Below are 21,606 nucleotides of genomic sequence, written 5' to 3'. Positions count from 1 at the left end.
TCCTAGGTGGGATTATGCATCCCACTTCTTGAAAATGAGGCAGGCGTTTACACCGCCAAAGCCAAAACTGTTACTCATGATAGTATTCAGTTTTGCATCACGTTTTTCAAGTACAATATCGAAACCTTGTGCGCCCTCATCCAGTTCTGTGACGTTGATATTTGGTGCAATAAAGTCATTTTGCATCATTAGTACAGAATAAATCGCTTCTTGAACACCAGCGGCACCCAGACTATGACCCGTCATGGATTTGGTTGAACTTAATGGTGGAACCTGACCTTCACCAAAAGCACGTTCGATTGCTTTAAGCTCCGTCACATCACCAGCAGGGGTGGAGGTACCATGCGTGTTGATATAGTCAATCTGCTCAACACCATGTTGTTTGGCTTCTTCCAGTGCCATGAGGATACAGCGGGTTGCACCTTCACCACTTGGCGCAACCATGTCAGCACCATCACTATTCGCTGCATAACCGACAACTTCCGCCAAAATTTTAGCACCGCGGGCCTGAGCATGTTCCAGTGATTCAAGAATAACGAAACCACCACCGCCTGCAATGACGAAACCATCACGGTCTTTTGAATAAGGACGTGAAGCTGTTTCTGGGCTATCATTATATTTAGAGCACAATGCGCCCATTGCATCAAAAAGCAGGCTTTGAGACCAGTGATCTTCTTCACCACCACCTGCCAGCATCAGGTCTTGTTTACCAAGTTGAATCAGGTTGTAAGCATAGCCAATCGCATCGGCAGATGTCGCACATGCACTGGTAATGGAGTGAGCGATACCCTGAAGTTTTAATGACACACCAACGTTTGCAGTAATGGTGTTGCTCATATTGCGTGGAACAAAGAAAGGTCCAATTTTACGTGCGCCTTTTTCCTCTAAAAGTTTCACCATTTCAGCAACAGAGGCGGTTGAATTACCGCCACTACCACCTGTAATCCCATAACGTGGGTTATTGGCCAGGTCTTCCTGTTTAAGGCCTGCATTTTCTACCGCCGCAATCGCCGCATTGTAGGCATACATGGCACAGACACCCATAAAACGTTTAATTTTACGGTCAATGCCATCAAAATCTTGAACAGCCGCCGCGCTGACATGGCTCTTGAAATTAAGTTCAGCATAAGTTGGGTTAAAACGTGTCCCAGAGATTCCATTTTTTAAAGAATGAGTAACCTCTTCCAAAGAGTTGCCGATGCATGAGTTGATGCCCATACCAGTGATTACAACACGTTTCATTTACAGATCCCTTTTATGGTAATGCTAAGCTATGTACGATAATCGTTATTCATAAATCAGGAGAATATAACGATTAAAACAGCTTATAAGTGAATGACACCATGATAGCAGAAAGGTTTTTTATTTCTTATGGCAAATTTTATGCCTATTTCCAGTTGTGTAAATATTAGTAAATATCAGTCATGTTGTGACGAAACGTAATGAAAGTACACACATAAAAGTTGAGATAAATAGATATTCAACCTAGTATCTACCTAGAAATGCACACAATTACAGAGCAGAGGTATTTGATGACAAAATCCCAAAATAAGCAATCTTCAGGTTTATTGGCACAGGCCTTTGGAGTGGCTAAAAAGCTCAGTTCAGAATTACAAAAACGTCAGCTTGCCCCAACGACTTCCGCAGCGGAACTCGCCCATTCATCAAATGTGATTGAGGGAAGTGCCCGCTTCAAACCTCCATTTGAGGTGGAAAGGTATGAAACACCACAACAGATGCTGCGCCAGCAATTGCCTAAACTGTCAAACCAGTTGCTGGGTCGTCATTACACGCGGGTCAATAATTTCGCCACCTTTATATCGCCAGACCTTGGGGAAAAAGTCTCTGAATACCTGTTTCAGTGGCTAAATGAGTTTAGTTCAAACACCTCTTTAACAGAAAAAATTCTTGAGGAGGCAGGGGTGAAAGACATTGCTGAACTCACCAGGGATACAGGTCGTTCCCAGCGTCTGAGTCAGGCCTTGATTGAACAGAACAAGCTTTTGGCTGCGGTGCAGGGTTTGATTACAGGTGCAACAGGGGTGTGGGGTGCGGCAATAGACATTCCTGCCTCAATAGTTCTGGCATTGAGAACTGTATATCAAACAGGTCGTTCCCATGGCTTTGACCTCAATGGCGACACAGACCAGGAAATTGTTGCATTTATTTTCAAGGAAATTGATTTGAGCCTTGTGGCGGAAAAGCAAACCCTGCTACTTACATTGAAAGCCGTGAAATCCATGCTGGAAACCCATGACCTGCAACAGTTCCAGCAATTGTTGGGTTCAAATAACGATATTGAAATGATCAGGAAATGGCTAGTTGATGATGAGGGACAATTTAAGTGGGGATGGCTCAACCGTATTCCCCAAGCCTCTGTGATTGGTAAGCTGACTCCTGTGGCAGGTGCGGCATTGGGCAGCTTTTATAGCTGGAAACTGCTTGAGGATGTAGGGCATAAGTCTCAGTCAGTATTTGGTGCGGCACGTTTCTATTTAAATGAGCATCCAGATGAAAAGATTTCCCCTTTGGCTGCTTATTACAAGGCCGAAGCCTTGCTTCGCAAGGCCAGTCCAAAACTGTTAAATCCAATTGAAACTGAATCACATAAACCGTCTACAGCGGAAGCAACTAAAAATGATGTGATTACCCATGTTGATGTTCGGGCAAAAGAAAATGCTGCCGATCAGCCATCTGTGGAGGAAAAGGTGGAAACTGGTATCCAGCAACTGGCAAGCCAATATGTTGAAGAGCATGAACATGCTGAACAACAACCTGCCTTGACTGCACAGCAGGATGAGATAATCACAGAAGATGAACCTGAAATTGTGGCTGAACAAAAACCAATTGAGGTAGAACCAGCGTCAACAAAACACAGCTAATTTGTTTCATGATGTATTCATACATCAGAACGCAACAAAAACACTAGGAATGGTCAGCATTTGCTCTATTGTGAGATGTTGACCATTTTTACTTCTTGGCTTACAATTATGTGCCCTCAAAAAGAGGTGTTTTTCTTTTTGAGGTTGTTTAATAACGGGAGAATTGCCAAATGGCAACAACAAATCAGTTGATCCGTAAGGGTCGTACAACTTTGATTGAAAAATCAAAAGTTCCTGCGTTGAAGGCTTGTCCACAACGTCGTGGTGTATGTACACGTGTATATACGACTACTCCTAAAAAACCTAACTCTGCAATGCGTAAGGTTTGCCGTGTTCGCTTAACTTCTGGTTTTGAAGTGTCTAGCTACATCGGTGGTGAAGGTCATAACCTACAAGAGCACAGTGTTGTTCTTATCCGTGGTGGTCGTGTTAAAGACTTACCAGGTGTACGTTACCATACCGTTCGTGGTTCTTTGGACTGTGCTGGCGTTAAAGATCGTAACCAGTCACGTTCTAAATACGGTGCGAAACGTCCTAAGAAGTAATTCTAGGAAAATAGCCCAAGCAATCCTTTAGCGTTTCGCTTGTTTGAATTCTTCATAGATTTGTAATTCAGGCGACGTATAGTAAGGCCAGCGTCATGTACACGACACTTAGTACAACTGCTGGATCATCCTGAAGTGTCATAATATTAGGTGTATTAAAATGCCAAGACGTCGCGTAGTCGCTGCTCGTGAGATCCTTCCAGATCCGAAATTTAGCAGCCAAACAATCGCTAAATTCATGAACCACGTTATGCAGGATGGTAAAAAATCTGTTGCTGAAGGTATCGTTTACGGTGCTTTGGAACGTGTTCAGGAAAAAAACAAAGTAGACCCAGTTGAATTTTTCGAGACTACTCTTGAGAAAGTTCGTCCTATGGTTGAAGTAAAGGCACGCCGTGTTGGTGGTGCTACTTATCAAGTACCTATGGAAGTGCGCCCATCCCGTCGTACTGCCTTGGCTATGCGTTGGTTAGTAGATGCTGCTGCTAAGCGTTCTGAAAAAACGATGGCTTTACGTCTTGCTGGTGAGTTGCTAGATGCGGCTGAAGGTAAAGGTGCTGCGATCAAAAAACGTGAAGACGTGCATCGTATGGCTGAAGCCAACAAAGCCTTCTCTCATTACCGTTTCTAAGCGGATAAAACAGTCCCTAATCAGGAGAATATTCATGCGTACCGCAGCTCGATTCAACATCGCTCTCTACCAAAGTGGGGGCTTTGCGGGTATTTAAGTTGCCTGCTTGAATATTTGTACGCATCAATTTAATTGATGCGTCCTGTTTTAAATATAACATTTAGGAATGTAGACATCATGGCTCGCCAAACCCCAATTACTCGTTACCGTAACATCGGTATTTCTGCGCACATTGACGCAGGTAAAACAACAACTTCTGAACGTATTTTGTTCTACACAGGTGTATCTCACAAACTTGGTGAGGTACATGATGGTGCAGCAACAATGGACTGGATGGAGCAAGAGCAAGAACGTGGTATTACTATTACTTCGGCTGCAACAACTTGTTTCTGGTCTGGTATGGGTAACCAATTCGAACAGCATCGTATCAATGTAATTGATACTCCAGGGCACGTTGACTTCACAATCGAAGTTGAGCGTTCTATGCGTGTTCTTGATGGTGCTTGCATGGTTTACTGTGCTGTAGGTGGTGTACAACCTCAGTCTGAAACTGTATGGCGTCAGGCGAACAAATATAAAGTGCCTCGTTTGGCATTCGTCAACAAGATGGACCGTACAGGTGCCAACTTCTTCCGTGCTGTTGAGCAAGTTAAAACTCGTTTAGGTGGTAATCCTGTACCTATCGTTGTGCCAATCGGTGCTGAAGATACATTTGCAGGTGTTGTTGACCTGATCGAGATGAAAGCGATTATCTGGGATGAAGAGTCTCAAGGTATGAAGTTTGAATATGGTGACATTCCTGCTGATCTGGTAGATACAGCTAATGAATGGCGTACCAAGATGGTTGAAGCTGCGGCTGAAGCTTCAGAAGAGTTGATGGATAAATATCTTGAAGAAAGTGATCTTTCTAAAGAAGATATTGTTGCGGGTCTTCGTACACGCACATTAGCCTCTGAAATTCAACCGATGTTATGTGGTTCAGCATTTAAGAACAAGGGTGTTCAACGTATGTTGGATGCTGTCATTCAATTCTTGCCTTCTCCTACGGAAGTAAAAGCAATTGAAGGTGTGCTTGATGATAAAGCTGAAACTAAAGCTACGCGTGAAGCATCTGATGATGCACCGTTCTCAGCTTTAGCCTTTAAAATCATGAATGACAAGTTTGTAGGTAACCTAACTTTCGTTCGGGTGTACTCAGGTGTACTTAAACAAGGTGATGCTGTTTATAATCCAGTTAAATCTAAACGTGAGCGTATTGGTCGTATTGTACAAATGCATGCCAATGAACGTCAGGACGTAGAAGAAATCCGTGCAGGTGATATTGCAGCATGTGTGGGTCTTAAAGACGTCACCACGGGTGATACACTGTGTGATGAAAAAAATGTCATTACGCTTGAACGTATGGAATTCCCAGAGCCAGTAATTTCATTGGCTGTTGAACCAAAAACTAAAGCTGACCAAGAAAAAATGTCAATTGCTTTAGGTCGTTTGGCGAAAGAAGATCCATCATTCCGCGTTCGTACAGATGAAGAATCTGGCCAAACGATCATTGCTGGTATGGGTGAGCTTCACCTTGACATCATCGTTGACCGTATGAAGCGTGAATTCAGTGTTGAAGCGAACATTGGTAAACCAATGGTTGCTTACCGTGAAACAATCAAAAAGACTGTTGAGCAAGAAGGTAAGTTTGTTCGTCAAACAGGTGGTAAAGGTAAATTCGGTCATGTATATGTTCGTTTAGAGCCTATGGATGTTGAAGAGGCTGGTAAAGAATATCAATTCGCTGAAGAAGTTGTCGGTGGTACTGTACCTAAAGAATTCTTCGGTGCGGTTGATAAAGGTATTCAGGAACGTATGAAGAATGGTGTATTGGCTGGTTACCCTGTTGTGGGTATCAAAGCGACATTATTCGACGGTTCTTACCACGATGTCGACTCTGATGAATTGTCGTTCAAAATGGCAGGTTCTTATGCATTCCGTGATGGTTTCATGAAAGCAGACCCTGTTCTTCTTGAGCCAATCATGAAAGTTGAAGTGGAAACTCCAGAAGACTACATGGGCGATATCATGGGTGACTTAAACCGTCGTCGTGGTATGGTTCAAGGTATGGACGATCTTCCTGGTGGAACTAAAGCAATTAAAGCAGAAGTTCCATTGGCTGAGATGTTTGGTTACGCGACTCAAATGCGTTCTATGTCTCAAGGTCGTGCGACATACTCGATGGAATTTGCTAAATATGCTGAAACTCCACGTAACGTGGCTGAAGGCATCATCGCTAAGTTCCAAGCTGGCGGTAAAAAAGGTGACGACGAGTAATCTTTCGATTACTATATTACCCAACTAAAATTTAGTTAAAAAACCAAGTGCTCATGGGCGACCCTCATGAGCAGTTTATAAAGGAAGATCATCATGGCTAAAGCCAAGTTTGAACGTAATAAACCACACGTAAACGTGGGTACAATTGGTCACGTTGACCATGGTAAAACAACTTTAACTGCTGCGATTGCAACTATCTGTGCAAAAACTTACGGCGGTGAAGCGAAAGATTACTCACAAATCGACTCTGCTCCTGAAGAAAAAGCACGTGGTATTACCATTAATACATCACACGTAGAATACGATTCTCCAATCCGTCACTACGCTCACGTAGACTGCCCAGGCCACGCCGATTATGTTAAAAACATGATCACTGGTGCTGCTCAGATGGATGGCGCGATCCTTGTATGTGCTGCGACTGATGGTCCAATGCCACAAACTCGTGAACACATCCTGCTTTCTCGTCAGGTAGGTGTACCTTACATCATCGTATTCTTGAACAAGTGTGACCTTGTTGATGATGAAGAATTACTTGAATTAGTAGAAATGGAAGTTCGTGAACTTCTTTCTACTTATGACTTCCCAGGTGATGACACTCCAATCATCCGTGGTTCAGCGCTTCAAGCATTGAACGGCAATGATGGCGAATATGGTGAGAAATCAGTTCTTGCACTTGTAGAAGCGCTTGACTCTTACATCCCAGAACCAGAGCGTGCAATCGATAAAGCATTCTTGATGCCAATCGAAGACGTGTTCTCAATTTCTGGTCGTGGTACAGTAGTGACTGGTCGTGTAGAAGCTGGTATCGTTAAAGTTGGTGAATCTGTTGAAATCGTTGGTATCCGTGATACTCAAACGACTACAGTTACTGGCGTTGAAATGTTCCGTAAACTTCTTGACGAAGGTCGTGCGGGCGAGAACTGTGGTGTTCTTCTACGTGGTACCAAGCGTGAAGACGTACAACGTGGTCAGGTACTTGCTAAGCCAGGTACAATCAAGCCACACACCAAATTCGATGCGGAAGTATACGTACTTTCTAAAGAAGAGGGTGGTCGTCACACTCCATTCCTTAACGGTTACCGTCCACAGTTCTACTTCCGTACAACTGACGTAACTGGCGCGATCAAACTACAAGATGGCGTAGAAATGGTTATGCCTGGTGACAACGTTGAGATGTCAGTAGAGTTAATCCACCCGATCGCAATGGACCCAGGTCTACGTTTTGCAATCCGTGAAGGTGGTCGTACTGTAGGTGCTGGTGTTGTTGCGAAAGTAACTGCATAATCGCCTAGAGTGATAAAAAAACACCCCTTTGGGGTGTTTTTTTTATGTCTATTGCTAGACAAAGTTTCCTTGCGTCGAGAAAAATGATTTCACTCATCATCCTTTTTCTCTCTTGCGTCGAAAAATTTAATACTTAATTAAATTTTCCTCCTCATGTCCTAAACTGATACCTTGCTGTCCTAAACTGCACTTAATTCATCGCAATAAAACCGTAATATAAACACAAGAAAATGAACAAAAGTAGTAAATGGAAATTTTCCATTTAAAAGGAGTCAGTAGCATGAATGCTAAAGTAAATATTTCAAATCGTGCAGGTGCAAGTTTTCCAGTACGTCGTATGAATTTTGATTTTGATCAAGTACCAGAATATTGGATGGATGGTTCGGCTGGCTTAACTCATTTCATGACTGGTTTGTCTGCATTATTCCCAGATGGCGAGAAATTATTTATCACCAGTCGCCGTAAAACCACCCACTTCAGGGGGTGGATATAAGGTGACATAATTGCTAGAATGAAGCATCTGTTAAATCAAACCATCTACAAAAAACAGCTAGGACAGTTAAATTGCGAGTACGCAGTTTCTTAACTGGTAGATGGTTCAACAAACACACTCTCAAGCTGGCTCGTGTCAATAGACAATCTTAACAGTAGAGTCAGTATTGAAATGAGAATCTTAGACGCAAGGTGTGACTTGCAAGGCGGTAGCCAACTCTAAGATTTGCGGTCGGGCTTGACCGTCTAGCTGTAGGAATCCCCTCGGTTTAGCGAGGGGAGGAAGTCAATGATGCTGTACGTGCTGTACGTTATCACCCAACTATTAAAGATAATGCAGAACTACAAAAAGAAATCAGTGCTTTTATTGGTCAAGAAGCAATGCACACTCAAGAGCATGTGAATTTTAATGCTTCTGCACAAAAGTATGGTCATGATGTTAGATCTTTAGAGCAGATTACGGGACGGTATATCCAATTTGCACTTAAGAATTTTTCAAAAATCGTCAAGCCCTTTGGTATGACCAGAGAGATGGTTGATCTAACGGCGACAACAGCGCTAGAACATTTTACTGCAACGATTGCCTCTGAATTATTACGCAATAAACACATCCAAGATTTAATGACAGATGAGACTATGTCATATATGTGGTTCTGGCATGCAGTTGAAGAAAATGAACATAAAGCAGTGGCTTACGATGTCTATGAGTCAGTATTTGGAACTGGATTGAAAGCATATAGTTTACGTACTACAGCACTTGTATTTGCTATGGCTTTAATCTTTATTCTTCAATCTTATTTTACTTTACGGCTACTTCAACAAGATAAAAAACTAAATCTGAAAGAATTAGGCATGATTTACAAATATGCTTATAGTCCATCAAAAGGGATTATTACAGGTATGGCGGGTGAAATGTTGGCTTACTTTAGACCACGTTTTCATCCAAATGATTTAGATACCGTACAATTACTTAAAGATTGGAAGGCGAAATTAGGTTTTTAACTTAAAACTTCCATTAGCTAACCCTATGTAAAAAGAGCAATAAAATTGCTCTTTTTAATTTTGAATATTACATTGAATAGACTTTTTTAAATCATACTGACATGTCCTAAGATGATGCTTTTCTGACCTTATCTGCACTTATTTAATACGTTCAAAGAAGCGTATAAATAAACCATAGATAATTTTTAAGCAAATATATCCATTGAGTAGGAGAAGAAAGTATGAATGCTAAAGTCAATATTTCAAACCGCGCTGGCGCTAGTTTTCCTGTACGCCGAATGGATTTTGAATTTGGCGAAGTGCCACGTTATTGGGCAAATGGAGATGCTGCTTTAACTCATTTTATGACTGCACTTTCAGCACTGTTTCCAGAGGGCGAACAATTTTTTGTGAATAGCACCCGTGCAGTTAGAAATGATCCAAAACTTGCTGATCCTCGATTACAAAAAGAAATTAGTGCTTTTATTGGACAAGAAGCAATGCATTCAAAGGAACACTTGGCTTTTAATGCAGCTGCTCAAGCTTATGGTTATGATGTGCGCAAATTGGAGGCACAAACAGGTAAAGTGATTCAGTATGGAGTTGCTATAAGTACTAAATTATTAAAACCATTTGGTTTTACAAAAGAGATGATTGGTTTAACGGGTACTTGTGCCTTGGAACATTTTACATCAACGATTGCTGAAGAATTATTGTCTAACCCAGATATTCAATCCATGTTTATGGATGAGACCATGTACCATTTATGGATGTGGCATGCAGTTGAAGAAAATGAGCATAAAGCGGTGGTATTTGACGTTTATGAAGCAATGTATGGGCAAGGATTTAAAGCTTATTTTATGCGTTCATTAGCTTTAGTGATTGCAATGGGTTTAATTTTTATTACCCAGTCATATTTCACTGCGACTCTTTTAAAAACTGATGGCAAACTTACATGGCGAGATACCAAATATATGCTCAAGTTCATGTATGGCTATAAAGGTTTTATGACGCGCCAGATTCCTACATTGCTTGCTTTTTTAAAACCTAAATTCCATCCAAATGATGATGATACTACTGAACTGTTAAATAAGTGGCGTGCTGAACTGGGTTTTAACCTGAATTAATGATAAATAGAAAATGGGCAAGCAAAATTGCCCATTTTTTTATTCAAATTTTGCATTAAATTGCTGATAATCTGCACCAGCATTTTATAAGGTAACAGTCCGTGATTCGATTGATGCAGGAAAGTGATATAGACCGTGTAGCTGAGATTGAGCGGTTGGTACAAACACATCCCTGGTCCAGACAGCAGTTTCAGGAATCCTTGACCTCCTACCAATGTACTGTTTATGAAAAAGCCAATCAGGTGGTGGGTTTTTGTATTTTGCAGCCTGTTCTAGATGAGGCCAATTTATTACTGATGGCGATTCATCCAAACCAACAGGGCAAAGGTTTTGGATACGAGTTGCTAGATTATTCAATTCAACAGTTAAAGAACAATCCAGTTCAGATTTTTCTGGAAGTGCGTGAAAGTAATATTCCTGCAATTCACCTATATGAAAAAACAGGTTTTCATCAGATTGATCTACGAAAAAATTATTATCCAAATATTGATGGTTCAAAGGAGCATGCCGTGATTATGGTCAAGACATGCACCGATGATTTTGCAGCCTTATTTCAATAAGGCTATTTAATAATCAGGTTATTCCATTCAGATGGAAGTGTGCTCATCAATGAGTTTCCAAGTTGCTGGATTTCGTTGTCAGAGAGTGGGCGGTTAAGTCTGCGCCATTGTCCATCAAGCAGCAACTCAAGCGGGGTATACTGGGATTTGTAATTCATCTTGGATGAATGCGGCACCCAATAGCCGAGGTAGAGATAATCAAGATTCAGCGTTTTAACGTATTCGATTTGCTTAAGAATCGCAAATACGCCCAAGGAGCGACGTTGTTCATCTGGATCGAAGAAAGTATAAACTGCAGATAAACCATCATCCATTAAATCACAGGTTGAAACACCAATTAATTTTTGGTCTTTCCATAATTCGATGAAAAAACTTTCTGTGCAACTGTGAATGAGGAATTTTTCAAACTGATCTAATGTTGCTGGATACATATCGCCATCTGCATGGCGTTCATTGATATAACGCTCATACAAATCATAATGCTGTTGACTGGCTTGCGAAGTTGGCAAAATACTCATTTTTAAATCTTGATTACGTTTCCATGCTTTCTTCTGGCTACTATTCATTTTAAATTCTTGAATCGGAACGCGACAAGATAAACATTGGCGACATAAGTGGCATTCTGGTCGATAGACAAAATCACCACTACGCCTAAAACCGACACGGGAAAGTTCAGATAAGGTGACGACATCAATCCGATGAATCGGGTCCAGAAACACCATGCGCGCGGACTTGTTATCGAGGTAACTACAGTCGTGCGGTGGCGTGATGTAATACTGTAAGTCATTTAAAAGGGACTTGGGTTGGTATGATTTCATGAATCTGTCCCTCCAAGGTGTTCGTCCATTAACCGTCTAATTTTGCATTAACTGCTATTGTTTTACTTGAAAATACACGTTCCTGATAGTTTTTCCAATTGATAGGGGGGGCAATAATTACATCTTGTAACGATTTTAGATATGTCTGGCGAGAAATTGTACTGGCTCCCAGACTCAGGAGATGATCGTTAACCAGTTGGCAGTCAATCCAAGGCAACTGATTTTCCTGTCCAATCAGCATCAGGGTGTAGAAAGCCATCTTGGAAACATCAGTTTCGGTGCTAAACATGGACTCACCAAAACAGCCTTTGCCGATGGTGACTCCATACAAGCCACCAACCAGTTTGTCCTGTTGCCAGACTTCAACACTATAGGCATAACCCGCCTTAAATAGAGAACAATAGCCTTCGATTATATCTTCACTAATCCAGGTTTCATTGGCATAGCTACGGGGCAGCGAGCAGGAACGAATCACATCTTCAAAGGCGTGATTGATGCTAATGCGATAGTCATGCTTTTTCATATTTCGCAGCAAGGATTTGCTAGGTTTATAGGAGTGTGGCTGAATAATGCAGCGTGGTTCAGGACTCCACCAGCAAATGGGTTCGTCTTCATTAAACCAGGGAAATAATCCGTGTGTATAGGCTTCAAATAAAGTCGATGGAGATAGGTCAGCACCAATGCAGATGAAACCATGACCCTCGGGATCAGCTTCAATAGGATCAGGAAAAATATATTGAGAGGGTGGAAGTTGATGCATAATAAAATGAATATGGAAAGGATTCAGATTAAACTAATCTAAGAAAGGTCGAATGGCAAATATAGTACTTCGCCATTCGATCATCAGTATTTAATTAAATAAACGCAATTGTTTCGCGATTTCCAACTTCTTACTTTCTAAAAATATTTGGGCTTTAGATTGGATAATTTCAATGCTTTTAACTTGATCTGAAACCATTTGACCATCTTTATCTAAAACTAACCACCCAAGCTGTTGGATGACATCTTGCACATAGTAAGCAAAATCTGTTGCAGTCGTTAAACCCTCTATAAAGTGAGCGCGATAAAATAATTGATGAAAATGTTCAGTCGGTATACCAATGCCTGTGATTGGACTAATTAAAACACCATAGTTTTGATGAAAACTCGCTTGTTTTAAAATGTAATGATTCAGATTATGGCAATGCTCGAACATTTTTTGAGATGGTTCATTATTTTGACATGGTTGAGCTAGTCCAAGATGGCACAGGATAACGAGCGCATTTAAGATTTTTGCATAGTGAAGCTCGGGAAAACTAGCTTCTAAATCTGCAATAGTGAGCGGTTGATAGTTAACTTCAGCAAATCGATTGCCAATTGGTTGATAAATTTCCTCTATCAAATTGAATGTCCCCAATAGTCCTGTAATGCTACTCGGTAATTGCTCTTTGGCTGTTAGAAGCACAAATGCTGTTTTTCGGAGTTTTGCTTGGACTTGTAATGGGGTTAAATTATTCTTGCCTCGAATAAATAAATCCCGTCTAAATTGTGTGTTGGCAAAATAATCTCGGCACTGTTCTTTGAAAATCGGGTGTTCAATCGCATTTAGAAATTGCTGATGTTCTTCTGAAAAATTAATGTTATCTAGATGCGTTCCTAAGTCTGTAGACCCAGCATAAGATAATTTAATTTCATCTAGGATTCTGACTACTTGCTGAAATGAAAAGCATTGCCAATCTTGATTCAAATATTCATGAATTAAGTAATTTGGATTTTGTTGTTTGAGATCGATTACTTTTTGCAAAGCATTGGGATTTCTTTGAGCAAAGATTGGATTTTGTTTAAGTAGTTCTTCGCTAAAATTTAATGCTTCATTTACTTTTTGCAGTGGGTTTGTACTTTTGCTATTAAATTTAAAATGACTATGAAATAACTCGCGTATAGGCATATTGGCAGCCCAACCTGTCACGCAGTTATAACTGATATAGACAATACCATTGGGTTTTAAATATTTACGAATGAATTTCAAAATGATGTGTTGGTTTTCATAGCTTATCCAGCTCCATATTCCATGTAGGCTAATTGAATCAAACATGGGTAAATCATTTCGATTTAATAATTCTTCAAAGCTATCATCAAAAAAATAAGGCTTAGTTTGGCTATGTTGTGCTAATTGGTTGGCATGAGCTGCATGTGCAGGGTTAAAGTCAGTACCATAAAAATTGGCATCAGTACTTGCTGCATGTATGTTGATGCTGACACCTTGCCCAAAGCCAAGTTCACAATGTGTTTGATTTGTCTGAATATCTGGACTATCTATCCCATTTAAAAGTAAACAGAATTTTTGGAAGTTAGGGCTAAGATCACGATAATATCCATAGGTGTAATTGACTTCAGTTTGGTAGCCATTGGTCCATGTTGTTGTCATGTATTCATCCAAAATATAATTGTTGTTAAATAAAGCCATGTTTTTGATTGTACATATCATTTAACAAAAAAAGCCACCATAAAAATGGTGGCTTTTTAAACTTAATGTAAATTAGTTTAAATTATCAAGATACTTCTCAGCATCTAATGCTGCCATACAGCCTGAACCTGCTGAGGTAATCGCTTGACGATAGATACTATCAGCTACGTCACCAGCAGCAAAGACGCCTTCAATTGATGCTGCCGTTGCATTACCCGAAGTACCACTTTGAACTTGAATATAACCATCACGTAAGTTCAATTGACCTTCAAACATCTCTGTATTTGGTTTGTGTCCAATCGCAACAAATAGACCTTGTACTTGAACATCTTGTGTACTTGAATCCTGGGTAGATTTGATACGTACAGATGTTACACCAGTATTGTCACCGAGTACTTCATCTACCTGATGGTTCCAGATGATACTGATCTTGCCTTCTTTTTCTTTGGCAAATAAATGATCCTGTAAAATCTTCTCGGAACGCAGGCTGTCACGGCGGTGTACCAGTGTTACATGGGCCGCAATGTTTGAAAGATAAAGTGCTTCCTCAACCGCAGTGTTACCGCCACCCACAACCATGACATTCTGGTTTTTATAGAAGAAACCATCACAGGTTGCACAGGCGCTCACCCCTTTACCCATAAACGCAGCCTCAGATTCCAGACCCAGATATTGTGCAGTTGCACCAGTTGCAATAATCAGCGCATCACAGGTGTATTCTTCCATATCGCCTTTCAGCACAAATGGACGGGTTTTTAAATCGACTTCATTGATGTGGTCATAGACAATTTCTGTACCGAAACGTTCAGCGTGAGCTTGCATGCGTTCCATCAATACAGGACCAGTTAATCCCTCTGGGTCGCCTGGCCAGTTATCCACCTCAGTGGTCGTTGTTAACTGACCGCCAAGCTGCAAACCAGCAATCAGCGTTGGTTTGAGGTTGGCGCGTGCCGCATATACCGCCGCACTATAACCTGCAGGACCAGAACCCAAAATAATTAACCGTGAATGACGAGCGCTCATTAAAGAACATCCTTTTTATATTGAAACTGTTAAAATTATACGTGAATCCACAGGGGAGTGGGTTGGATAATATTGATATACTTAATCGAATTGGGCTATATCATCAATGGGGCTGTTGATATTTCGCCAGTGCTTTGCGATAAAGTCAACACGCCCACGATGTTAACAACAACATTAAACAATCGTGCATCTTTTTTGTAAGAACGAGTGCATAATAGAGAGCGTATTGATTGAAGATTCTTGATGAACTTCATTAATTCTAATGATAAATGAATTGGGTTACAGGACTGTATATGACTGCGGTGTCAAGTGTTTATGCACAACGCTTTTTAATGACATTATTTTTGATTTCTTTTGGCATTTACCTATTTCTTGCCACAGTGACTTATACACCATTTGATCCAGGATGGATGCATATCTCCAGTGATACCCAGCAGGTTTCCAACGCCAGTGGGGTGGCAGGTGCCTGGATTGCGGACCTGTTGTTTGGCTTTCTAGGCTGGGCCAGCCTGTTGATTCCATTATTCCTGTTTATGGAAGCGATTCAGGTCTGGTGGCCAAGAAGTTTTCTAAATCGCCCGTTTCGTTATGCGGCCCAGTTTTTCCTGATTTTATCGTTATCAACCCTGTTGTATTTACACTGGAATATGCCAGCCGACACGCTGGAAAATGCGGCGGGTGGCATTATCGGTTATGAGCTGGGACAGAGTTTATCGCAGTTGCTGACGATTTATGGGGCAACCTTATTCTTACTGATATTTGGCATTGTATTGATTACCTTGGCATTTGGAATCCAGTGGGACAAAACCTGGGTGACATTGAAAAATACGCCCGCTTATTTGCAGGACCTGTTTTATAAAAATGTACCACAGACCGAGTCGGCCTATGACCTCACTGAACAATTGACCAAAGAAACACCTGCCATTAAAAATAAAGTGCAAGCAGAAGCTACAGTTACCAGCCCCCCTGAGATGAAAGCAGTTGATCTAGTACAAAATGATAAAACTGCTACAGCTAAAGTGGAGGATTCACATCATCAACAGGTGGCAGAAAGATTATTTGCGGATGTGGTTGCGAAAGAGCAGCAAAGTGTCCAGTCAGACGAAGCCCATGTCATTGAGGATTTTGAACAAACCCTGCAAAAGGCACATCAACTGGAAGCGGAAAGCCAACGCCTGATTCAGACGGGTGAGGTATGGCGTGCGCTGCAAAGCGATGATATCAGCCATAAACAGGAGATTGATGCGTTGTTAAAGGCTGCCGATGATTCTGATCAGCATGTGGCATCCTACAATACCATGCAGTCTCAACGGATTGAACCTGCTTTGCAAAGAGAAAGCGGTAGCAATTTAGACTGGAATGATGACCAAATTTTTGATGAGTTGCTGGCTGCCGTTCCAAATAATAAAACTGCAACGCATACGCCGTTTACGCAAGATGTTCCAGCACATTCAAACTTTCATGAACAAGTGAATGTGGTGGAGTTTGAAGCCGATATAGAGGCATTGATCGCAGAATCGGCACAAACCATTGTAGTCCAGCCACATGCGTCTTCAGTTCAAAATGTTGTTCAGGAAGAGAAGCACAGTTCTACAAGTGAAGCGTTTGATGAGTTTAACGATCTTCTTGTTGATGAAGAGCAGGAAAATATAAGACCTCAAGCTTCAAGTTATGCTCAGTCCTCTGCTTTTGTAAAAGTGCCAATTGAGGTCGCCGCACCAAAAGAGACACTTTCCAAGGAAGCCTTTATTGAGGCCTGGCAGGAGACCGCAGGTAAGGCTGAACCTGATGCAGAACTGAATATTGAAGATGATTTTGATCTGGATGCGCCATTAACCGATTCGTTTGGTCGTCCAATGTCCCGTGCCATGCAGGTGGCGCAGAAACGCCGTGACTTGCCAACCTTACCAGGTCTGGAACTACTGGATGATGTTGATCCAAATAAAAAGGTGAACTTCACTGCTGAACAATTAGCCCGATTGTCAGAGCTTCTGGAAATCAAGCTACAGGAATTTAACGTTAAGGCACAGGTGGTGGAAGCCCAGCCAGGTCCAGTGGTCACACGTTTTGAACTTGATCTTGCACCAGGGGTCAAGGCATCCAAAGTCACCAATATTTCGCGTGACTTGGCGCGTTCTATGTCGATGGCTTCAGTACGTGTAGTTGAGGTGATTCCAGGGAAACCGTATATCGGCATTGAAGTACCGAACAGTAGCCGTGAAATGGTACGTTTGATCGAATTATTGGAAACACCAACGTATCGTGATCCCAATAATTTAATTAGTATGGCGATGGGTAAGGATATTTCTGGTAATCCTGTACTGACCGATTTAGCCAAGGCGCCACATATGCTGGTTGCGGGTACTACAGGTTCGGGTAAATCGGTTGCGGTCAACTCGATGATCCTTTCGATGTTGCTGAAATATACACCTGATCAGTTGCGCCTGATCCTGATTGACCCGAAACAGCTTGAATTGGCCAACTATAATGATATTCCACACTTGTTAACGCCTGTTGTGACTGACATGAAAGATGCTGTCAGTGCATTAAACTGGTGTGTGAATGAAATGGAACGCCGTTACAAACTAATGTCATTCCTAAAAATCCGTAAACTTAATGACTACAACCGCAAGGTGGAAGAGGCGATTGCCAATGGTGAGGACCTGATTGATCCAACCTGGAAAGCAAGTGATTCGGTTGTGGGGGAGCGCGCACCGCGATTGACCCCACTCCCTTCGATCGTCATCGTTGCCGATGAGTTTGCTGATATGATCATGCAGGTCGGTAAAAAAGCTGAAGAGATGATTACCCGTTTGGCACAGAAATCCCGTGCGGCAGGCATTCATTTACTACTTGCGACACAGCGCCCCTCTGTAGATGTGATTACAGGCCTGATTAAGGCCAATATCCCAACCCGTGTGGCACTGCGTGTCAACAGTAAAATTGACTCCCGTACCATTCTGGATGCGGGTGGGGCAGAAGATCTGCTTGGTCATGGTGATATGCTGTTCCTTGGACCTGGGAAGATTGAACCTGAACGTGTACATGGTGCATTTATCAGTGATGATGAGGTCAACCGTATCTGTGATGCTTGGCGTGAACGTGGTGAGCCTGATTATGTTGATGAAATCCTGACCCCATTTGACGAAGAGCCAACATCCCGTGGTTTTGAGGATGGAGAGGGTGATCCAAGTCGGGATGCATTATATGATCAGTGTGTATCTTTTGTACTGGAAACCCGTAAAGTATCTACTTCATCTATCCAGCGTAAATTTAGTCTGGGCTATAACCGTGCTGCCCGTATTGTTGATCAAATGGAAGAAAATGGGATTGTCAGTGCAATGGGAGCAAATGGCAAACGGGATATTCTGGTTTAACGATCATATTGCATTAACCAAGCCTCTATTCTGAGGCTTTGTCGTTTTTATTTTCTTGTTTTTATATGGTAATAATCACGTTTTTTATTTAAGCTAAACCTTTAAGGTTTTAACACTGGGTTTGGCTATGTGGGTTGCATTATGTACGCTCATCTTTATTCATTTTTGTGCATTGATTACCCCTGGTCCAGATTTTTTCTTAGTTTCCCAAACTGCAATTAGTCGCTCCCGCAAAGATGCGGTATTGGTGGTACTCGGTATTTGTTTGGGTGCGATGTTGTGGTCTTTATTGGCACTCATGGGGCTGAATATTATTTTTGAAAAGATGGCATGGCTAAAGCAGGGCCTTTTAATTGCAGGTGGCCTGTATTTATGCTGGCTCGGTTTCCAGATGCTACGCTCAGCCTTTTCAAAGGGTGATGAAACAGTAAAACAGATGGTCCTACCTCAATCACCTTATCTATTCTTTATGAAAGGTCTGCTCACCAACCTGTCGAATCCCAAGGCGATTATTTACTTTGGTAGTGTATTTTCACTGTTTTTAGCCAATCCTTTATTTGACCAGCATCATTCCCTGCTTTTTATTATTGTGTCAATTGAGACAGCCTTGTGGTTCTTATTGGTTGCCTTTGTTTTTTCCTTGCCCACATTTAGAACTGCATACCAAAACTTTGCCAAATGGATTGATGGCATTTCTGGTGGAATATTCACTTTATTGGGTGTTTATCTGATTGGCAATCGATAATAATAGATATAAAGAAAAAGCCTGCATGATGCAGGCTTTTTTTTATTAAGCGAATTTCGCTAAAACTTCCAGAAAACCCTCTTTTTGACGAGGATACTGTGCGATGACATCATGGATGCGCTGCCCCTCTGGATTGGTTGCATTCAGGTCACGGCCATCTGCCAGAAACTTGGTAATCAAACGCTCATAGTCATGTGGACGCATATGCTTGAATGCATGATAGAGCACATGGAAGTCAGCATTTACACCCGCTGGTGGAAGCTGGTTGAGGTAGGCAAACACACGCTCATCTGACCATTCTTCATTGAAAGTTGCTGGCTGTGATAATGCCATGACAATCTCCTCAGTTTTATAAAACAATAAAGGCAAAATCCTTGAAGTGGATGAAAGCAATGCTTTCCAAATCCACTCACGTATTCTGCCTTTATTTGTGAAAAATCGCTAATGAAAAAACTTCTAACGTTCTTCAGGTAAATTGATATTCATCTCAAGCATTTCGATATTCGCTTCTGAACGAACCTGCATTTGGATATGCTGTTCATCCACACCACGCACATAACGACTCACGACCTGCATGATTTCTTTCTTCATTTGATCAAGTTTGTCTTGCCCTAAACGACGACCCAAGCCCTGTTCAGATGCAACAATTACTTTCAAGCGATCTTTGGCAGTTTGTGCACTTGATGGTTTTTCATCACCGCTAAACAGTTTACTCCAGAATCCTGCCATAATTACGCTCCAAATAGTCTAGCCAACCAACCTTTTGGCTGCACTGCAATATGTCGATAAGGACGGTCTTCGCCAAGGAAACGGGCAACCAGATCATCATAGGCTTGCCCAGCTTTCGCTTCTGGATAAAGAATCACAGGTTTACCTTCGTTTGATGCCTGTAGCACGCTTGGACACTCTGGAATTACGCCCAAAGTCGGAACACGTAAAATGTCTTTGGAAATGTCATCAATGGTCAGCATTTCCTGCTTATCTGCACGTTCAGGGTTGAAACGTGTGATACACAGGTGCTTACGGATACGGCCTTCATTTTGTTCGACTTTTTTGGTCTTGCTGTCCAGCATGCCAATAATACGGTCAGAGTCACGAACCGATGAAATCTCAGGGTTTGTCACAATGATGGCTTCATCCGCATGATACATGGCTAGAATCGCACCACGCTCAATCCCCGCAGGTGAGTCACAGATGATGTAGTCAAATTCCTGTGAAAGCTCGTCGATCACGCGCGCCACACCTTCATCACTCAGCGCATCTTTATCGCGGGTTTGCGATGCAGGTAAAATGAACAGGTTTTCAATGTCTTTATCACGGATCAGGGCTTGCTGTAGGCGGGCTTCATTATTGATGACATTCACAAAGTCATAAACTACACGGCGTTCACAGCCCATAATCAAATCAAGGTTACGTAAACCCACATCGAAATCAATCACAACAGTTTTATGACCACGTAGGGCTAAACCTGTTGCAAAAGATGCACTTGTTGTAGTTTTACCTACACCACCTTTGCCTGACGTTACGACAACAATTTTGGCCACCGAATCCACTCCTATTTATGGTCATACGCCCCTAAAAGGGCTTTTTGGTGCTTTTTTGACTTAATCAGCTAAGTTAAAACTGTAAGGGTTCAAATTCAAGCTCTTGCTTGGTATTTAAATAAATATGTACAGGTTTTTTGATCATATCTTTTGGGATATCATCCGCCACACAATAGGTTCCTGCAATCGAGATCAGTTCCGCTTCCAGAGAATTGCAGAAAATACGTGCTGAGCCATCTCCACCTGCGCCTGCAATGACTCTACCACGGGCATTGCCATAGATGTGAATATTTCCAGATGCAATCACTTCTGATCCACTATTCATGCCAGCATTCAGGATAATATCGCCCTGATCCTGTACCAAAGACTGACCTGTACGCAAAATCTCATCATGATATGAGGTGACATGGGTAACCGATGTGTTTTTTTGTGGTGTTTGTATTGCAGTGCTATCGACTGTTTTTTCAGGTGCATGGTCAACGACCTGCTCTTTAGAGGCCTTGATGCGTTGCAAGGGCTGATCGGTAGGCAAAACAGGGAACTGGATTGCGCGTGCCTGATCTCCCAAGATACCATCGATCACCGCCATTGGCTGTAAACCCAAATCAATTAACAGTTGGATCAGGGCAATCAGCTCTTGCTCGACGGTACTGTCAATAATGACCAATGTCCCTAAATAAGAACTCTCATTGAGTGTGCTTGTCAGTTGCTGTCGGATTGCAGCATGGTCATTTGTGTCGAAAGTTAGTCGACTAAAATTCACCATTCTGCCCGTAATCCGTATATCAGCCATAATTTATCCTTCAGGGCTTCTTAAGCACTATAAGGGCAATGC

At 41.8% G+C, this 21,606-nt stretch carries 19 protein-coding genes and 1 pseudogene; 11 read left to right on the top strand and 9 right to left on the bottom strand.

Annotated features, from left to right (window positions below; all coding sequences use genetic code 11):
• Positions 1-12 precede the first annotated feature (12 nt).
• The gene (locus F972_RS10100) at positions 13-1,242 is read right to left on the bottom strand and encodes a beta-ketoacyl-ACP synthase II (RefSeq protein ID WP_004757371.1); all 1,230 of its coding nucleotides are present in this window, start codon (positions 1,240-1,242) and stop codon (positions 13-15) included.
• Positions 1,243-1,532: 290 nt separating this feature from the next.
• On the opposite strand from F972_RS10100, the gene F972_RS10095 reads away from it, so the two are divergent.
• From F972_RS10095 to rimI, 9 genes and pseudogenes are all read left to right on the top strand, one after another.
• Entirely contained in the window at positions 1,533-2,882 is a 1,350-nt protein-coding gene (locus tag F972_RS10095) for an EcsC family protein (protein WP_004682816.1), read from the top strand.
• Positions 2,883-3,052: 170 nt separating this feature from the next.
• Positions 3,053-3,427, top strand: a complete 375-nt coding sequence (rpsL, locus tag F972_RS10090) for a 30S ribosomal protein S12 (protein ID WP_004638184.1) — start codon at positions 3,053-3,055, stop codon at positions 3,425-3,427.
• 160 nt (positions 3,428-3,587) lie between these two features.
• Positions 3,588-4,058, top strand: a complete 471-nt coding sequence (rpsG, locus tag F972_RS10085) for a 30S ribosomal protein S7 (protein ID WP_004638185.1) — start codon at positions 3,588-3,590, stop codon at positions 4,056-4,058.
• A 177-nt stretch (positions 4,059-4,235) separates the two neighbouring features.
• Entirely contained in the window at positions 4,236-6,374 is a 2,139-nt protein-coding gene (gene fusA / locus F972_RS10080; protein WP_004682813.1) for an elongation factor G, read from the top strand.
• Positions 6,375-6,467: 93 nt separating this feature from the next.
• Positions 6,468-7,658 (top strand): elongation factor Tu, encoded by a 1,191-nt coding sequence (gene tuf / locus F972_RS10075; protein WP_004674338.1) that lies wholly within the window; start codon positions 6,468-6,470, stop codon positions 7,656-7,658.
• A gap of 280 nt (positions 7,659-7,938) precedes the next feature.
• Positions 7,939-8,151 carry a metal-dependent hydrolase gene (locus tag F972_RS10070; protein ID WP_004757372.1) on the top strand — a complete coding sequence of 71 codons (213 nt, stop codon included), beginning with the start codon at positions 7,939-7,941 and terminating at the stop codon, positions 8,149-8,151.
• A gap of 290 nt (positions 8,152-8,441) precedes the next feature.
• Positions 8,442-9,152, top strand: a pseudogene (locus F972_RS10065) (metal-dependent hydrolase); the annotation flags it as partial.
• A 221-nt stretch (positions 9,153-9,373) separates the two neighbouring features.
• The gene (locus F972_RS10060) at positions 9,374-10,258 is read left to right on the top strand and encodes a metal-dependent hydrolase (protein ID WP_004769662.1); all 885 of its coding nucleotides are present in this window, start codon (positions 9,374-9,376) and stop codon (positions 10,256-10,258) included.
• Between the two features lie 101 nt (positions 10,259-10,359).
• Positions 10,360-10,818 (top strand): ribosomal protein S18-alanine N-acetyltransferase, encoded by a 459-nt coding sequence (gene rimI, locus F972_RS10055; RefSeq protein WP_010589318.1) that lies wholly within the window; start codon positions 10,360-10,362, stop codon positions 10,816-10,818.
• 2 nt (positions 10,819-10,820) lie between these two features.
• Here the strand turns inward: rimI and F972_RS10050 are convergent, their stop codons facing one another.
• The 4 genes from F972_RS10050 to trxB form a co-directional block, all read right to left on the bottom strand.
• Complete coding sequence (locus tag F972_RS10050; protein ID WP_004682808.1) at positions 10,821-11,636, bottom strand: arginyltransferase; 816 nt, start codon at positions 11,634-11,636, stop codon at positions 10,821-10,823.
• Positions 11,637-11,664: 28 nt separating this feature from the next.
• A complete protein-coding gene (aat, locus tag F972_RS10045) occupies positions 11,665-12,396 on the bottom strand; it encodes a leucyl/phenylalanyl-tRNA--protein transferase (RefSeq protein ID WP_004682807.1) in 732 nt (243 codons plus the stop codon).
• Positions 12,397-12,486: 90 nt separating this feature from the next.
• On the bottom strand, positions 12,487-14,043 hold the full coding sequence (locus F972_RS10040; RefSeq protein ID WP_004757377.1) for a methyltransferase regulatory domain-containing protein: 1,557 nt from the start codon (positions 14,041-14,043) through the stop codon (positions 12,487-12,489).
• A 111-nt stretch (positions 14,044-14,154) separates the two neighbouring features.
• The gene (gene trxB, locus F972_RS10035; protein ID WP_004682805.1) at positions 14,155-15,105 is read right to left on the bottom strand and encodes a thioredoxin-disulfide reductase; all 951 of its coding nucleotides are present in this window, start codon (positions 15,103-15,105) and stop codon (positions 14,155-14,157) included.
• A 293-nt stretch (positions 15,106-15,398) separates the two neighbouring features.
• Here trxB and F972_RS10030 point away from each other — a divergent pair, with 293 nt between their 5' ends.
• Together F972_RS10030 and rhtC are read left to right on the top strand one after the other, a co-directional pair.
• The gene (locus tag F972_RS10030; RefSeq protein WP_004682804.1) at positions 15,399-18,482 is read left to right on the top strand and encodes a DNA translocase FtsK; all 3,084 of its coding nucleotides are present in this window, start codon (positions 15,399-15,401) and stop codon (positions 18,480-18,482) included.
• A 127-nt stretch (positions 18,483-18,609) separates the two neighbouring features.
• A complete protein-coding gene (gene rhtC, locus F972_RS10025) occupies positions 18,610-19,227 on the top strand; it encodes a threonine export protein RhtC (protein WP_004676581.1) in 618 nt (205 codons plus the stop codon).
• Between the two features lie 45 nt (positions 19,228-19,272).
• Here the strand turns inward: rhtC and F972_RS10020 are convergent, their stop codons facing one another.
• The 4 genes from F972_RS10020 to minC all read right to left on the bottom strand — a co-directional run bounded on the left by F972_RS10020 (position 19,273) and on the right by minC (position 21,564).
• Positions 19,273-19,560, bottom strand: a complete 288-nt coding sequence (locus F972_RS10020) for a PA4642 family protein (RefSeq protein ID WP_004676583.1) — start codon at positions 19,558-19,560, stop codon at positions 19,273-19,275.
• Positions 19,561-19,683: 123 nt separating this feature from the next.
• Complete coding sequence (gene minE / locus F972_RS10015) at positions 19,684-19,956, bottom strand: cell division topological specificity factor MinE (RefSeq protein WP_004676585.1); 273 nt, start codon at positions 19,954-19,956, stop codon at positions 19,684-19,686.
• 2 nt (positions 19,957-19,958) lie between these two features.
• On the bottom strand, positions 19,959-20,771 hold the full coding sequence (gene minD, locus F972_RS10010; RefSeq protein ID WP_004682801.1) for a septum site-determining protein MinD: 813 nt from the start codon (positions 20,769-20,771) through the stop codon (positions 19,959-19,961).
• 73 nt (positions 20,772-20,844) lie between these two features.
• Positions 20,845-21,564, bottom strand: a complete 720-nt coding sequence (minC, locus tag F972_RS10005; protein WP_004682800.1) for a septum site-determining protein MinC — start codon at positions 21,562-21,564, stop codon at positions 20,845-20,847.
• Between the last annotated feature and the right edge of the window lie 42 nt (positions 21,565-21,606).

This window comes from Acinetobacter sp. CIP 102529 (assembly GCF_000368325.1).
GTDB lineage: Bacteria > Pseudomonadota > Gammaproteobacteria > Pseudomonadales > Moraxellaceae > Acinetobacter > Acinetobacter parvus.
The sequence above is the reverse complement of the archived record's forward strand: the minus strand, read 5'-3'. Positions and strand labels throughout refer to the sequence as shown.